Annotated in this window: 15 protein-coding genes; 10 read left to right on the forward strand and 5 right to left on the reverse strand. The window is 58.7% G+C overall.

What is annotated here, in order from left to right:
• Positions 1–30 precede the first annotated feature (30 nt).
• The 3 genes from RYC18_RS16475 (at position 31) to RYC18_RS16485 (ending at position 2784) form a co-directional block, all read left to right on the forward strand.
• On the forward strand, positions 31–1350 hold the full coding sequence (locus RYC18_RS16475) for a flavohemoglobin expression-modulating QEGLA motif protein (protein ID WP_316886501.1): 1320 nt from the start codon (positions 31–33) through the stop codon (positions 1348–1350).
• Positions 1351–1570: 220 nt separating this feature from the next.
• On the forward strand, positions 1571–2467 hold the full coding sequence (locus RYC18_RS16480) for an alpha/beta hydrolase (protein ID WP_316886502.1): 897 nt from the start codon (positions 1571–1573) through the stop codon (positions 2465–2467).
• Entirely contained in the window at positions 2464–2784 is a 321-nt protein-coding gene (locus RYC18_RS16485; RefSeq protein WP_002554756.1) for a hypothetical protein, read from the forward strand. Before RYC18_RS16480 ends, RYC18_RS16485 begins: the two co-directional genes overlap by 4 nt.
• A gap of 77 nt (positions 2785–2861) precedes the next feature.
• Here the strand turns inward: RYC18_RS16485 and RYC18_RS16490 are convergent, their stop codons facing one another.
• Together RYC18_RS16490 and RYC18_RS16495 are read right to left on the reverse strand one after the other, a co-directional pair.
• Complete coding sequence (locus RYC18_RS16490; protein WP_002554755.1) at positions 2862–3644, reverse strand: OmpA family protein; 783 nt, start codon at positions 3642–3644, stop codon at positions 2862–2864.
• Between the two features lie 58 nt (positions 3645–3702).
• Positions 3703–4116 (reverse strand): DUF4398 domain-containing protein, encoded by a 414-nt coding sequence (locus RYC18_RS16495; RefSeq protein ID WP_004657980.1) that lies wholly within the window; start codon positions 4114–4116, stop codon positions 3703–3705.
• A gap of 380 nt (positions 4117–4496) precedes the next feature.
• Here RYC18_RS16495 and ppc point away from each other — a divergent pair, with 380 nt between their 5' ends.
• The 6 genes from ppc (at position 4497) to RYC18_RS16525 (ending at position 11079) form a co-directional block, all read left to right on the forward strand.
• Entirely contained in the window at positions 4497–7133 is a 2637-nt protein-coding gene (ppc, locus tag RYC18_RS16500; protein ID WP_316886503.1) for a phosphoenolpyruvate carboxylase, read from the forward strand.
• 279 nt (positions 7134–7412) lie between these two features.
• Complete coding sequence (gene adk, locus RYC18_RS16505) at positions 7413–8075, forward strand: adenylate kinase (RefSeq protein WP_316886504.1); 663 nt, start codon at positions 7413–7415, stop codon at positions 8073–8075.
• A 92-nt stretch (positions 8076–8167) separates the two neighbouring features.
• On the forward strand, positions 8168–8842 hold the full coding sequence (tsaB, locus tag RYC18_RS16510) for a tRNA (adenosine(37)-N6)-threonylcarbamoyltransferase complex dimerization subunit type 1 TsaB (RefSeq protein WP_005778403.1): 675 nt from the start codon (positions 8168–8170) through the stop codon (positions 8840–8842).
• Between the two features lie 237 nt (positions 8843–9079).
• Entirely contained in the window at positions 9080–9391 is a 312-nt protein-coding gene (locus tag RYC18_RS16515) for a hypothetical protein (RefSeq protein ID WP_002554750.1), read from the forward strand.
• Between the two features lie 2 nt (positions 9392–9393).
• A complete protein-coding gene (locus RYC18_RS16520) occupies positions 9394–10257 on the forward strand; it encodes a DUF72 domain-containing protein (protein ID WP_004657977.1) in 864 nt (287 codons plus the stop codon).
• 132 nt (positions 10258–10389) lie between these two features.
• Positions 10390–11079, forward strand: coding sequence for an extensin family protein (locus RYC18_RS16525; RefSeq protein WP_057405435.1), 690 nt, complete (start codon positions 10390–10392; stop codon positions 11077–11079).
• 34 nt (positions 11080–11113) lie between these two features.
• Here RYC18_RS16525 and RYC18_RS16530 read toward each other — a convergent pair whose 3' ends face one another.
• A complete protein-coding gene (locus RYC18_RS16530; protein WP_002554747.1) occupies positions 11114–11737 on the reverse strand; it encodes a hypothetical protein in 624 nt (207 codons plus the stop codon).
• 96 nt (positions 11738–11833) lie between these two features.
• Here RYC18_RS16530 and RYC18_RS16535 point away from each other — a divergent pair, with 96 nt between their 5' ends.
• Positions 11834–12643, forward strand: a complete 810-nt coding sequence (locus tag RYC18_RS16535; protein ID WP_057405436.1) for a class I SAM-dependent methyltransferase — start codon at positions 11834–11836, stop codon at positions 12641–12643.
• Positions 12644–12716: 73 nt separating this feature from the next.
• Here the strand turns inward: RYC18_RS16535 and RYC18_RS16540 are convergent, their stop codons facing one another.
• Positions 12717–13406 carry a DUF4197 domain-containing protein gene (locus RYC18_RS16540; RefSeq protein ID WP_002554745.1) on the reverse strand — a complete coding sequence of 230 codons (690 nt, stop codon included), beginning with the start codon at positions 13404–13406 and terminating at the stop codon, positions 12717–12719.
• A 40-nt stretch (positions 13407–13446) separates the two neighbouring features.
• Positions 13447–13830 carry a YbaY family lipoprotein gene (locus tag RYC18_RS16545; protein ID WP_057405437.1) on the reverse strand — a complete coding sequence of 128 codons (384 nt, stop codon included), beginning with the start codon at positions 13828–13830 and terminating at the stop codon, positions 13447–13449.
• Between the last annotated feature and the right edge of the window lie 35 nt (positions 13831–13865).

Below are 13865 nucleotides of genomic sequence, written 5' to 3' on the forward strand. Positions count from 1 at the left end.
TTCGATATTTTCCAGCGGTGGCGTGTTCTCATGCCGCCGAGCAGTAGCGAAACAGCCAGCCAAGGAGTACCGGTGGACGAGTATCAACAGACTATTCGTGCGTTATCGGATCGGATCGTCGTTGCACAGACGCCGATTCGCATTCTGGATGCAGTTAAATGGGATGAGACAGTTCGCAAGGACTTTCTGGCCGCCAAGGGCAAGGCACTTCCTGCCGTGGACCGTGCCTATTACGAAAACCGTCCGCTGGGCTTCGATTCGGTCGCCTTGAAACAAGAGTTTCAGAACATCGAGCGGGATGTCACGCGTCAACTCGGGCAGTTCAACCCGGTCGGGCAGATCATGCGCCGCATGTGCCGTGAGTACCGCATGGTGGTGCGTATGCTCGAAGCGCGTGGCACGCCTGACTTCGGGCTGATCTCGCAGGAGCTGTATGGCGCTGCGTCCGATGCCTTTCACGCCGGTGACCCGACGCTGGCCGATCTGGGCCTGATGCTCTCGGATTACCTGAACAACATCGCCGGGCGTGGTGACCTTAAGGACGAGCCGAAAACCCTCACGGCCAAGGACGCTGTTTCGTTGCTGCAATCGCGTTTGAACCGTGTGTTCGGTGAAGCCGAGGAGACCATTCGGGTTTTCGAATCTGACGGTATCGTCGCCGACGCGGCTGCCGGTGCCGACTACATCAAGATCCGCACCGATGCGATGTTCAACGAGCGGGATGTACGGGCACTGGAGGTTCACGAAGGGCTGGTGCATGTGGGCACCACGTTGAACGGGCAAAACCAGCCTATCTGTACGTTCCTTTCCAAAGGTCCGCCTTCATCGACGGTGACTCAGGAAGGCCTGGCGATTCTCATGGAAGTCATCGCCTTTGCCTCCTACCCCAGCCGTTTGCGCAAACTGACCAATCGCACCCGCGCCATTCACATGGCCGAGCAGGGCGCTGATTTTCTGCAGGTATTCGAGTTCTACCGCGAGCAGGGCTTCGGCATGTCGGAGAGCTATGGTAATGCCAGTCGCGTATTCCGCGGCTCGGTGCCCAACGGCTTGCCGTTCACTAAAGACCTGTCCTATCTGAAGGGTTTCATCATGGTCTACAACTACATTCAGCTGGCCGTGCGCAAGGGCAAGCTTGAACAGGTGCCGCTGCTGTTCTGCGGCAAGACCACGCTGGAAGACATGCGTACCTTGCGCCAACTGGTAGACGAAGGACTGGTAGTGGCACCCAAATACCTGCCTGAGCAGTTCCGTGACATGAACGCGCTGTCGGCCTGGATGTGCTTCTCCAACTTCCTCAACCACCTGAGCCTGGACCGTATCGAAGCGGACTACTCGAATATTTTGTAGGCCGAACTGACTATCGTGCCAATGCTCCGCGTTGGCACGCAGTGGGTGACGCTCGGCGTCACAAATCTGCGCCGCGCTGCACAGTCAGGATCGGACGCAGAGCGTCCAGAACGGCATTCCCACGCTGGAGCGTGAGGAACGATAATCTTGTAACTATCGTGCCATTGCTCTGCGCCAGCACGGCAGTGATGTGGCGATGAAAACAACAAGGAAACCTCATTTGAAACTGCTCGGCATCTTCACCCTGGTCCTCGCGCTCACAGGCTGCAGTTCGATGTTGTTCTATCCCGAGCAAGGTGTTCCGTTCACACCAGACAAGGCTCGTTTACAGTATCAGGACGTGAACCTCACCGCCTCCGACGGTACACGCCTGCATGGCTGGTGGCTGCCCGCGAAAGAGGGTGTGCCGGTCAAGGGTACGGTGCTGCATCTGCATGGCAACGGCGGCAATCTGTCCTGGCACCTTGGTGGCGTCTGGTGGTTGCCCGAGCAGGGTTATCAGGTGCTGATGCTGGATTACCGTGGCTATGGCGAGTCGCAGGGCGAACCGAGCCTGCCGGCGGTCTATCAGGATGTTCAGGCCGCTTTCGACTGGTTGAACACTGCACCGCAAGTGCAAGGCAAACCCCTTGTGGTTCTGGGGCAAAGCATTGGTGGAGCGCTGGCGGTGCACTACTTGTCAGAACACCCGCAGGAGCGTTCGCGGCTCAAGGCGTTGGTATTGGACAGCGTGCCGGCCAGCTATCGCAGTGTCGCGCGAAACTCGCTGAGCAAGTCGTGGCTGACCTGGCCATTGAAGACGCCCTTGTCCTGGCTGATCCCGGAGGCTGACAGTGCCGTCAACGGCCTGCCACGATTGGCCGGCACACCGATGCTGATCTTTCACAGCATGGACGACACACTGGTGCCGCTCGCCAACGGTATCGAACTGTACAAGGCTGCGCCTCCACCGCGCGTATTGCAATTGACCCGTGGTGAGCACGTACAGACGTTCGCAGACCCTCTCTGGCGTCAGGTGATGCTGCGCTATCTGGACGACCCGACGCATTTCAATGGCCTGCGTCGTCTTGCGCAAGTGCCCAACTATCCGATCCCCGATACACCGCCAGCGCCATGAGCCGCGACCGTAACGTCAACGGTATGATTCTCAGCGCCGTCGGTGCAGTCATCGGCACCGTCGGCTGTCTGTGGTTTTACGGCTACCTGCACTTCGCAAAGCCTGAGGATGCATTGCTGCTCGGCGAATTCACTCTGCTCAAGACCGTGCCAGGCGAGGACTACAAGATCGCCGCGACGCCAGCTGTCGAGGTGGCGCAATGCGTTGATGGCGTGCTGGTGCTGTTCGACACATCGCGAAAGGGCTTGTCAGGTGTGTTGATCGATGACCACAGGCAAGCGGTGCGGTGCATCGGCCAGCAGACGCCACAGCAATAAACACGGCGATAAATTTTCGGCATTAAAAAGCCCCGCCTGTATGCGCAGGCGGGGCTTCAGTGCAGCGGCTCAGTCGCTTATTTCATCGACGAGCGCGGTGCAACAGGCTGGTTGTCGTTGGAGATGGTGACTTCCACACGACGGTTCATGGCACGGCCCGAGTTGCTGGTGTTGTCAGCAACCGGATATTCCTTGCCGTAACCCATGGTCACAACGCGTGCTGGATCTACACCCATACGTACCAGTGCCATGCGAACCGAATTGGCGCGGCGCTCGGACAGCGACTGGTTGTAGGAAGCAGAACCTGTGCTGTCAGTGTAGCCTTCAACGATCACTTTGCGATCAGGGTTTTCCTGAAGGAAAGCAGCCAGCTTGCCGATGTCGCCTTGAGCGGTCGGCTTCAGATCGGCCTTGTTGTAGTCGAACAGCACGTCACCGAAAGTCACCAGCGTACCGCGTTCGGTCTGCTTGGCGTTCAGGCTGTTTTTCAGCGCAGCGATCTGAGCATCACGAGCTTCCAGGCGTGCCTTGGCGCGGTCGGCAGAAGCATTCTGCAGAGCAGCTTCGGAGGTGCGCAGGGCGATGGTCTGCTTGGCCAGCTCTACGCGCTGGTTGGTCAGATAAGACAGTTGGTCAACTTTCTTGACGTCATCATCGTTACGGAAAGCCTGTTCTGCCTTGGCCAGCCATTCGCTGGCGTCTTTGGTTTCAAGCGCCGCGACTTTGGTAGCTTCCGGGTTGGTCTGCAGCGCGGTGAAGTTGCTGCGGGCCTGTTCCAAATTAGGGTTAGGCTTGGTTGCACAGGCTGCCAGGGCAACACTCATGGCCAGCAGAGCAGGGATCATCAATTGTTTACGCATAATATGGTCGTCCTTTAATCAGTTACGAATTCATGAAAACAGAAAGGGTTCAGGGCAATCACTGCACCTGACGCAGGCCTTCTTCACGGAGTTCGTTGACGCCCTGACGAGCATCCTGCACAGCCTTGGCAGCTTTGGCGGCCTGAGATTTGCGCTCTGCTACACGAGCGTCCCACTCGGCTTGTTCAGCCAGGCGGCGAGCTTCGTCGTACTTGTGATCCTGCATGGCCAGATCAGCTTCTTTGAGCTTGTCCTGAGCCGACTTCATTTCCACCGCTGCGAATTCGGTGCCGCCAGCGCTTACGGCGCTGTTGACGGCCGATTGCGAGACTGCATATTGCTCGGATGGCGGGTTACCTGCGCAACCGGCGAGGATAAAGGTGCTACCGAGCGCCAGCGCAGCCAGCTTGAGACCGCGCAGGCCTTTGAACTTGGTTTTGGCAGTTAAGGTGTTCATGGTGATCAACTCCATTGTCTGACTCCGAACGTGGTTATCCATGACAGTTGTTGCATCAAGTCCGGGCATGAGGTCGTACAACCGCCTGCTGCCTTTCGGGCTTTCCTGTAATGGTTAAAGGCTCCGACCTGCGCTGTTTTTGAATAGTTCAGATAAATATCTACTGTGTGGTCAGGAATTTTCAGGGGGCTTCAGGAAGCGGTCAGCATGTTGATCGGCATGTGAGCGGACGTCGCTGCAGGATTAATCAGGCGTTGAGGCGCGGCTTTTTGTGGAACCATTTGTCCAATTGCAGGCTTTTGGTGCACTGTTGGCAATGCGGATTCGAATTCACGTACGCCCGCGCTGTTTTGCGGGTACGCAACTGAGCCCAGACAAAAAACGGGAGAGGAACGATGGCCGATATCGATGCGCGTCTGCGCGAAGACGTTCACCTGCTGGGTGAGCTGTTGGGTAACACGATTCGTGAGCAGCGAGGCGCTGAATTCCTCGACAAGATCGAACGTATTCGCAAAGGCGCCAAGGCGGGCAGGCGCGGTTCTGCAGAAGGTGCCGAGCAACTCAGCGCCAGTGTCGACGGGTTGGGTGATGACGAACTCCTGCCTGTGGCCCGTGCGTTCAACCAGTTTCTCAACCTGGCCAATATTGCCGAGCAGTATCAGCTCATGCATCGCCGTGACGATACCCAGCCTCTGCCCTTTGAGTCGCGGGTGTTGCCCGAGCTGCTTGACCGCCTGAAAACGGAAGGTCACACGCCTGATGCCTTGGCGCGCCAACTGAGCAAGCTGGAAATCGAGCTGGTGTTGACGGCTCACCCCACCGAAGTTGCGCGCCGTACGCTCATTCAGAAATACGACGCCATCGCTGCGCAGTTGGCCGCGCTCGATCATCGCGACCTCAACAGCACCGAGCGCGCACAGATTACCTCGCGCTTGCAGCGTCTGATCGCCGAGGCCTGGCATACCGAAGAGATACGGCGTATCCGTCCCACGCCGGTTGATGAGGCCAAATGGGGTTTTGCGGTTATCGAGCACTCCCTCTGGCACGCCATTCCGAACTACCTGCGCAAGGCTGACCATGCACTGCACGCAGCGACCGGCTTGCATTTGCCGCTGGAAGCCGCGCCGATCCGCTTTGCCTCCTGGATGGGCGGAGACCGTGACGGCAACCCGAACGTCACGGCCAAAGTTACCCGTGAAGTGTTGTTGCTGGCGCGCTGGATGGCGGCTGACCTGTATCTGCGTGATGTGGACAACCTGGCCGCAGAGCTGTCGATGCAACAGGCCAGCGACGCCTTGCGGGCCAGCGTCGGTGACAGTGCCGAGCCTTATCGGGCAGAACTCAAGCGTCTGCGTGAGCGCTTGCGCGCGACGCGCAATTGGGCCAATGCCTCATTGAGCGAGACCTTGCCTGCGCCTGAAGCGGTGCTGCGAGACAACCGCGAGCTGCTGGACCCGCTGCTGCTGTGCTTCCAGTCGCTGCATGAGTGCGGCATGGGCGTGATTGCCGACGGGCCGCTTCTGGATTGCCTGCGCCGTGCCGTCACGTTCGGCCTGTTTCTGGTGCGTCTGGATGTCCGCCAGGACTCCAGTCGCCACTGTGCGGCGATGACTGAAATTACCGATTATCTGGGGTTGGGTCGCTACGAAGAGTGGGACGAGCAGACCCGCATCGACTTTCTGTTGCGCGAACTGAACAACCGCAGGCCGTTGCTGCCAAGCTACTTCAAACCGGCAGCCCACACCGCAGAAGTGCTGGCAACCTGCAGGGTAGTGGCAGCAGCTCCGGCAGCGTCGCTGGGCTCTTACGTCATTTCGATGGCAGGTTCGGCATCCGACGTGCTGGCCGTGCAGTTGCTGCTCAAGGAATCCGGGCTGCAACGGCCGATGCGTGTGGTGCCGTTGTTCGAGACCCTCGCTGACCTCGACAACGCCGGGCCGGTGATCGAGACGCTGCTCGGCTTGCCTGGCTATCGTTCGCGTCTGCACGGCCCGCAGGAAGTCATGATCGGTTATTCCGACTCGGCCAAGGACGCGGGCACTACGGCGGCGGCCTGGGCCCAGTACCGCGCGCAGGAAAAGCTGGTGGAGATCTGTCGCGAACAGCAGGTCGAACTGCTGCTGTTTCATGGTCGCGGCGGTACGGTTGGTCGTGGTGGCGGCCCCGCGCATGCGGCGATTCTGTCGCAGCCGCCAGGTTCGGTAGCCGGGCGCTTCCGGACCACCGAGCAAGGGGAAATGATTCGTTTCAAATTCGGCCTGCCGGACATCGCCGAACAGAACCTCAATCTCTATCTGGCAGCGGTGCTGGAAGCGACCCTGCTGCCGCCACCACCTCCGCAACCGTCTTGGCGGACGATGATGGACCAGATGGCCGCTGACGGGGTCAGCGCCTATCGCGCGGTAGTGCGCGAGAACCCTGAGTTCGTCGAGTATTTCCGTCAGGCAACGCCCGAGCAGGAACTGGGGCGCCTGCCACTCGGCAGTCGCCCGGCCAAGCGCCGCGAAGGTGGCGTGGAAAGCCTGCGCGCCATTCCGTGGATCTTCGCTTGGACGCAGACGCGTTTGATGCTGCCCGCCTGGTTGGGTTGGGAAGCCGCACTGAGCAAGGCTCTGGAGCGCGGCGAGGGTGCGGTGCTGGCGCAAATGCGCGAACAGTGGCCGTTTTTCAGAACCCGCATCGACATGCTGGAAATGGTCCTCGCCAAAGCTGATTCGGACATTGCCCGACTCTATGACGAACGTCTGGTCAGTGCTGAGCTGCAACATTTGGGCGCACATTTACGCGACCTATTGTCGCAGGCGTGCAAGGTGGTTCTGGGGCTGACCGGGCAGAAGCAACTCCTGGCACACAGCCCTGAAACGCTGGAATTCATCAGTCTGCGCAACACCTATCTCGACCCGTTGCATTTGCTCCAGGCCGAGCTGCTGTCCCGCTCCCGCAGTCGCGAAGCCAGTCTGGACAGCCCTCTGGAACTGGCGCTGCTGGTGTCTGTAGCCGGGATCGCTGCTGGTCTGCGTAACACTGGTTGAGCACGCGCGTTACTTTAATTGCCGGGCCGTTTTGGCCCGGCATTGGCAAGACCGGGTTTGCAGGTTGGCCTGCCGGAAACGTTGATACAGGTCACGCCGCTCGACAATCGGGGCGCGCAAGCCGGTGCGCACGCGGTTAATGCGACTTTTGGCGGCTTGTGCGGCCTCGGTCGGCTGTGTATCTTGATCAGCCTTTCGGCCTGTTGGCCTGATTATTTTTAGATTGGCCCCCGAGGCGAATCCGTTGATTTCACTATAAAAATTTTGAGGAGCATGACGATGCGCGTGATTCTGCTAGGAGCTCCCGGGGCCGGTAAAGGTACTCAGGCAAAATTCATCACTGAAAATTTCGGCATCCCGCAGGTTTCGACAGGCGACATGCTGCGCGCTGCAGTCAAGGCTGAAACCGAGCTTGGCCTGAAGGCCAAGAGCGTCATGGACTCGGGTGGTCTGGTTTCCGATGACCTGATCATTGGTCTGATCAAGGATCGTCTGGCCCAGCCGGATTGTTCGAACGGCGTTCTGTTCGACGGCTTCCCGCGCACCATTCCTCAGGCCGAAGCCCTGTTGAAAGCAGGTCTGGAAATCGACCACGTGCTGGAAATCGCCGTTGATGACGAAGAAATCGTCAAGCGCATGTCGGGCCGCCGGGTTCACGAAGGCTCTGGTCGCATCTATCACACCATTTTCAACCCGCCGAAAGTCGAGGGTATCGATGATGTGACTGGTGAACCGCTGTTGCAGCGCAAGGACGACGTCGAAGAAACCGTGCGTCATCGCCTGTCGGTCTACCATGCCCAGACCAAGCCGCTGGTCGAGTTCTACAGCAAGCTGGAAGCAAAGAACGGCAAGCCCAAGTGCAGCCATATTCCAGGTGTTGGCTCGGTTGAAGAAATCACTGCAAAAGTACTGAAAGCACTGGAGCCTGAAGCACAGAAGTAAGACTCTCAGTCTGAACAATATATGGCCCGCTTGCGGGCCATTTGTCATTTATACTGCTGCACTTTTTCACCTTGACCATGATGGAAACACCGATGACCACCTTGCTGGCCCTGGATACCGCCACTGAAGCCTGCTCGGTCGCTTTGCTGCACGACGGCAAAGTGCTGAGCCACTACGAGGTGATCCCGCGCCTGCATGCCCAGCGGCTGCTGCCGATGATCAAGGACCTGCTGGCCGAGGCGGGTATCGCGATGTCGGCGTTGGATGCCATCGCGTTCGGGCGCGGCCCTGGCGCTTTCACCGGCGTGCGCATTGCCATTGGTGTCGTGCAAGGCATGGCGTTCGCGCTAGAGCGCCCGGTATTGCCTGTTTCCAATCTTGCCGTGCTGGCCCAGCGTGCCTTTCGTGAGCATGGCGTGTCTCAGGTGGCATCGGCCATTGATGCACGCATGGATGAGGTGTATTGGGGGTGCTATCACGAGACAGCCGGGGAGATGCGTCTGCTCGGCAACGAGGCGGTCATGGCGCCCGAGTTGGCGACGCTGCCTGCGCACACCAGTGGACAATGGTTTGGTGCCGGTACCGGCTGGGGCTATGCCGAGCGTATTCCGGTCAGTCTTGCCGGGCATGACGCACGCATGCTGCCCCATGCGCAGGACTTGCTGACGCTGGCGTCCTTCGCCTGGGCGCGTGGCGAAGCCCTGCCGGCAGACGACGCCCAGCCGGTCTACCTGCGCGACAAGGTTGCAACACCCAAAGCGCGTTGATGTGATTGGCTTCAAGGCACGCCACAGTGTTCTGCTGTCGTGCCTGTCCAAGTCATGCTATTCCGTCTATAGCTGGAAAAATATCAATTCGCCAGCTACCGTTTATCGTCTGAATGGTCTTTAATCTCATTTGGCGAAAACAATTTGCAATATGTGTGGTCTAGTTATCGTTAAGCAATTTGCGAACTACAAGGTAGTAACGCTAAATTGCCACTATCGACGCCGAGTATATAATCGATGCGCATAGACGGAACCTCATCACGCTCTTACCCCATCAAGCGCAAGCCGCAGAAAACGCCTTCGACCGTTGAAGGCTCTTTCGAGGAAGTCGTAGTTGATGCCGAGTTGCCGCCGCCTCCGGCGCAGGCTCGTCGCGATGCGGGTGATTCACCGATTGGCAGCACTGCGAATGTGCCTGCGCGTCCGCAAGACATCATTTTCCCGCGCTCCATGAGCTCTCGTGTCGCTCACGCACTGGCCAGCTACCTGACCACCGCCAGCTTTGTCGATTGGGACCTTGAAGTATCGGGGCTCGATCTTCACGTTTGACTGTGTCTCGCCTGCCTTACTACCTCGGTTGTCCGTCATGGAGTGAAAACGCCTGGCGAGACTCGTTGTACCCGGAAGACGCCCGCCCCAATGATTTCCTGAATCTCTACACTCAGGTATTCAACGCTGTCGAAGGCAACACCACATTCTATGCCCGTCCAGCTGCCACAACGGTGCAACGCTGGGCGGAAATAATGCCTGCCGATTTTCGTTTCACTGCGAAATTTCACAAAGACATCAGCCACAACGGCGACCTGCGTGATCAGGTGGGCGCCGCCGAGGAATTCATCCGTCTGCTCGCGCCGTTGGGTGAGCGGATTGCGCCATTCTGGCTTCAGTTGCCCGCCAGCTTCACACCGCAGCGCCTTGCCGAGTTGGTCGGGTTCCTCGATGAACTCAATGTGCCTTTGGCTGTGGAAGTGCGCAACATGGCCTTTTTCATGAAAGGTGACGAAGAACGCATGCTCAATCGCCTGCTGCTGGATCGAGGCGTCGAGCGCATCTGTCTCGACTCCCGGGCATTGTTCAGCTGTGTATCGAGCGATCCCGCAGTCCTGCACGCGCAATCGAAAAAGCCCAAGGTGCCACCGCGTCCGGCTGCGCTGACGCTGTTTCCCCAGGTCCGTTTCATCGGCGGTCCTGACCTGGAGGCCAATGATCAGTTTTTGGTGCAGTGGGTGGAAAAGGTCGCCGTGTGGATCGAAGAGGGGCGCACGCCTTATGTCTTCCTGCACACCCCGGACAACGTCAGGGCTGCCGAGCAGGCCATGCGCTTTCACCAGCAACTGATGGCGCGATTGCCTGGCTTGCCGGCATTGTTTGAGCTGGATCGTGGGCCTCAAGTGGAACAGTTGGGCTTGCTCTGAGGTCTTCCAGAGGGGGCTGACAGAGCCCGACCTTGTGGAGAGCCCGCTTATGGATTCGCAACTGCGCTATTTGCCACCCACTTACAAACCTTTCGTCAAATCCACCCCTGTTGTATGGAGCATGGGCTTAGCATGCGCGTGATGCTGGTATTCCTGCTGCTCTGTGCAATAGGGGCGTTTGCAGTCTGGCGAGGCTGGGTCGATGTGCCTGCGCGCTGGAACCCCTGGGCGCCTTTGGATGTGCGGGCCGAGCCCAATTTTCTGACGTCTTACAAGCTGTCACGACTGCAGAACGACCCTGCGCTGTGCGACCAGGTGCTGAGTACGTCCGGGCTGCGTTTCAGTCGTCAGGCCGACAGTGAACCTTCTGCTCGCTGCCCTCTGGAAAATACCCTGCGCATTCAGGGCGGCGACGTGGCGCTGAGCAGCAGTTTCCTGGCCAGTTGCCCATTGGCGGTGGCCTATGCGCTGTTCGATGTCCACACCTTGCAGCCCGCTGCCCAAGCGGTTTTCGGCCAGCGGGTAGCGCGAGTAGATCACTTGGGCAGCTTTGCCTGCCGCAACATCTACAACCGGGCCAACGGCCGCCTCAGTCAGCACGCGACCGCCAATGCACTGGATATGGCAGGTTTTCGCCTCGCAGACGGTCAGCGCATCGGGGTTCTCAAGGATTGGGACGACGAAGGGGACAAGGGGCGTTTTCTGAGGCTGTTACGTGACGGCGCCTGCAAAAACTTCAGTACGGTGCTCGGGCCTGAGTACAACGCGGCGCATCGCGATCATTTTCACGTTGATATGGGGCGCTGGTCGGTGTGTAGGTAGCGAGCCTGTAAGCTGCCGGCAAGAGCGTTGGGGCTTATGCCGCCATCCGCAGATTCTGCAGGATCAGCGGGCGAGCCCAGCCGTTCTCGTAGTCGAACTGGCGTTGTTGGGCAGCAATGGTCTGCTCATCCAGGGGCAGGGCAGGCTTGTCGGCCAGTTCCCATTCGAATTCGGCGATTGGCAGGTGCAATGGGCGCGGTTGAGGGCCGGGGCCCGGGTTGACGCTGTCGCTGTACGGGTTCAGAACGGTAGGGCGTACCCAGTGGCTCTCGAATTCCAGATGGCGTTGTTGTTCGATCAGCTCAGCCATGCTGAAGGGCTCGGCAGGCGGCGGCAGCAAGTCAAGGTCGAACTCGGCAATCGGCAGGAACAGCGGCTCAGGTGGTTTGACCTCGGTGTCGGTGACCGGGCAGGCACGTTGCTCGACAATCTTGCTCAGGGTTTTTGCGCCAGCGACCGGTTCGCCTGTTTCAACATCCACTTCAACGGCCGTCGGGTGCACCGGCACGGGAGTGCTTTCACTGACCTGATCCGCCATCGCTCGGGCAAATGCATCCGACCACAGCTGCGTCACACCACCCAGTGTGCGGCTGTTGCGAACGCTAAAGTCGCCTGAGTGCGACAAATAGCCGATGGATGATTGAACAATCTCTGACATAGCGATCAGTACTGGCCTTGGGTCTGGCAAAATGCCGGATACTTGGTTATCGGCAGACTTTGCCGATCATTAACAATTTTTGAGTGTGTGGGCGTAATGATTGAGCAGCAAACAGGCAGTCGTATCCGGGTCGAAGCGCTCGCGGTCGCAGGGCAGGAGCAGGCGGAGCATTGGGCGCAGCGTCTAGGCTTGCCGTTGCACGACGCGGAAGCTGATTTTGCGTTGCAATCGACCGACGATGGCCTGCAATTGCAGCAGTTGGGCGACGATGCGCCTGGCGCTGTGCGAGTTGATTTTGTCGAGGGTGCAGTGGCACATCGTCGTCTGTTTGGCGGTGGCACCGGGCAAATGATTGCCAAGGCCGTCGGTATTCAGCCAGGCGTTCGTCCCAGCGTGCTGGATGCCACGGCAGGTTTGGGCAAGGATGCGTTCGTGCTGGCAAGTCTTGGTTGCGAGCTGAGCCTGATCGAGCGTCAGCCGATTATTGCTGCACTGCTGGAAGACGGTCTGGCGCGCGGACGCGATGATCGTGATGTGGGTTCGATCGTTGCCCGGATGCATTTGTTGACCGGCAACTCCATTGAAATCATTCGTGGCTGGACAGCGGAGCCGCCGCAGGTCATTTACCTCGACCCGATGTTCCCGCATCGGGAAAAAACCGCTCTGGTCAAAAAGGAAATGCGCCTGTTCCGGCCTCTGGTCGGCGATGACATGGATGCGCCTGCATTGCTGGAAGCGGCTCTTGCGCTTGCCACCCACCGTGTGGTGGTCAAACGCCCGCGCAAGGCCCCCTGCATTGACGGGCCAACGCCAGGTTATGCGCTGGATGGAAAATCCAGCCGCTACGACATCTACCCGAAGAAGGCCTTGAAGCCTAAGGCAGTCACAGACGATAGCGGTGCATAGCGCCTGTAGCGTCGACGGCCTGAGCCCGAATCAAACGCAGATGCGCCCGTGAATACAGGCGCTAACCCTGCACTCAAAGCGCGCCAAATACCTTCTTCGCCAGGCCTGTAGCGGCCGCCGCCGGGTTGGCGCGAATACTTTCTTCCTGTTTTGCAATCATCTCGAACAGCCCGTTCAGCGCTTGTTCGGTCACGTAGCTTTCAAGGTTGGCATTTTTGCTGTCCAGCGCGCCAAATGCCGCCGCCTTGCCGGCGAATGCGTTGTATTTCTGTGCCAGACCGACTTGATCGGTAGATTTCTTGACGATAGGCAGGAATTTGGCGCGGATCTGTTCGCGGCTGGTGCTGTTGAGGTACTGGGTGGCCGAGTCCTTCCCGCCGCTTAAAATGGCCTTGGCGTCGGTCACGCTCATCTTTTTCACGGCGTCTACCAACAACGCCTGAGCCTGAGGCACTGCAGCTTCGGCGGCCTGGTTCATGCTGGTTTCCAGCTGATCGACCTGAGCACCCATGCCAAGCATTTTCATTTTTTTCGCGACCTGACCGAGTTTGCCTGGCAGCTCGATACGCACCGCTTCATTCTTGCTGAAACCGCCGGGAACACCGAGCTGTTTGACCGCGACCTGTGCGCCTTGGGTCAGCGCGTCTTTGAGACCACCGGTCGCATCCGATTGCGAGAGGTCGTTCAGCGACAGGGCGAAGACGTTGGCCGACAGCAGCAGCCCGGCGCATAGACCAGCGAAGGTGAACGAAAAGCGAGGCATGAGAGCGTCCTTGTGAGAAGTGGGTACGGGATCAAGCGTATCAGGAACTTGCGGTATCCACCCGAAGCCGGAAAGAAACAGTGCTGTTTAGTGCCGATGGAAATGATGCGGCGTGCAACAACAAAAACAACAACGGCGCGTTGAAAACGCGCCGTTGATGAAAGCCTTTGCAGCGAAGAACAATCAACCGTTCACTTGAATGACCTTGATCTTCAGACCGCTCTGATCCTGCGGCATAGCCCAGTTCAAACGGCAATGGCACTTGCTGGGTAATCTGTGTTTCGCGGGCGTCAATGACAGTGGCTGGCACATCAGCCAGGCTGCTGTCACTCAGGGTGACAATCAACTTGCAGCCAGTTGGCAGAGAGAGGCGTGGCAGGTAATAAACTTCACCCTGAAGACGTACCAGGGGTTCGCTGGACATTTCAATTTCCTTATTGAGTGTGATGAGTACCAGTC

Source organism: Pseudomonas syringae group sp. 247E2 (genome assembly GCF_032587795.1).
Taxonomy (GTDB): Bacteria; Pseudomonadota; Gammaproteobacteria; order Pseudomonadales; family Pseudomonadaceae; genus Aquipseudomonas; species Aquipseudomonas amygdali.

Bases quoted from the DNA above. Each gene is read 5' to 3' on its own strand.
- RYC18_RS16535 (WP_057405436.1), top strand. From the start codon at position 11,834: ATGATTGAGCAGCAAACAGGCAGTCGTATCCGGGTCGAAGCGCTCGCG.
- RYC18_RS16475 (WP_316886501.1), top strand. From the start codon at position 31: ATGCCGCCGAGCAGTAGCGAAACAGCCAGCCAAGGAGTACCGGTGGAC.
- RYC18_RS16545 (WP_057405437.1), bottom strand. From the start codon at position 13,830: ATGTCCAGCGAACCCCTGGTACGTCTTCAGGGTGAAGTTTATTACCTG.
- RYC18_RS16540 (WP_002554745.1), bottom strand. From the start codon at position 13,406: ATGCCTCGCTTTTCGTTCACCTTCGCTGGTCTATGCGCCGGGCTGCTG.
- RYC18_RS16525 (WP_057405435.1), top strand. From the start codon at position 10,390: ATGCGCGTGATGCTGGTATTCCTGCTGCTCTGTGCAATAGGGGCGTTT.
- RYC18_RS16490 (WP_002554755.1), bottom strand. From the start codon at position 3,644: ATGCGTAAACAATTGATGATCCCTGCTCTGCTGGCCATGAGTGTTGCC.
- RYC18_RS16495 (WP_004657980.1), bottom strand. From the start codon at position 4,116: ATGGAGTTGATCACCATGAACACCTTAACTGCCAAAACCAAGTTCAAA.
- tsaB (WP_005778403.1), top strand. From the start codon at position 8,168: ATGACCACCTTGCTGGCCCTGGATACCGCCACTGAAGCCTGCTCGGTC.
- adk (WP_316886504.1), top strand. From the start codon at position 7,413: ATGCGCGTGATTCTGCTAGGAGCTCCCGGGGCCGGTAAAGGTACTCAG.
- RYC18_RS16530 (WP_002554747.1), bottom strand. From the start codon at position 11,737: ATGTCAGAGATTGTTCAATCATCCATCGGCTATTTGTCGCACTCAGGC.
- ppc (WP_316886503.1), top strand. From the start codon at position 4,497: ATGGCCGATATCGATGCGCGTCTGCGCGAAGACGTTCACCTGCTGGGT.
- RYC18_RS16515 (WP_002554750.1), top strand. From the start codon at position 9,080: ATGCGCATAGACGGAACCTCATCACGCTCTTACCCCATCAAGCGCAAG.
- RYC18_RS16485 (WP_002554756.1), top strand. From the start codon at position 2,464: ATGAGCCGCGACCGTAACGTCAACGGTATGATTCTCAGCGCCGTCGGT.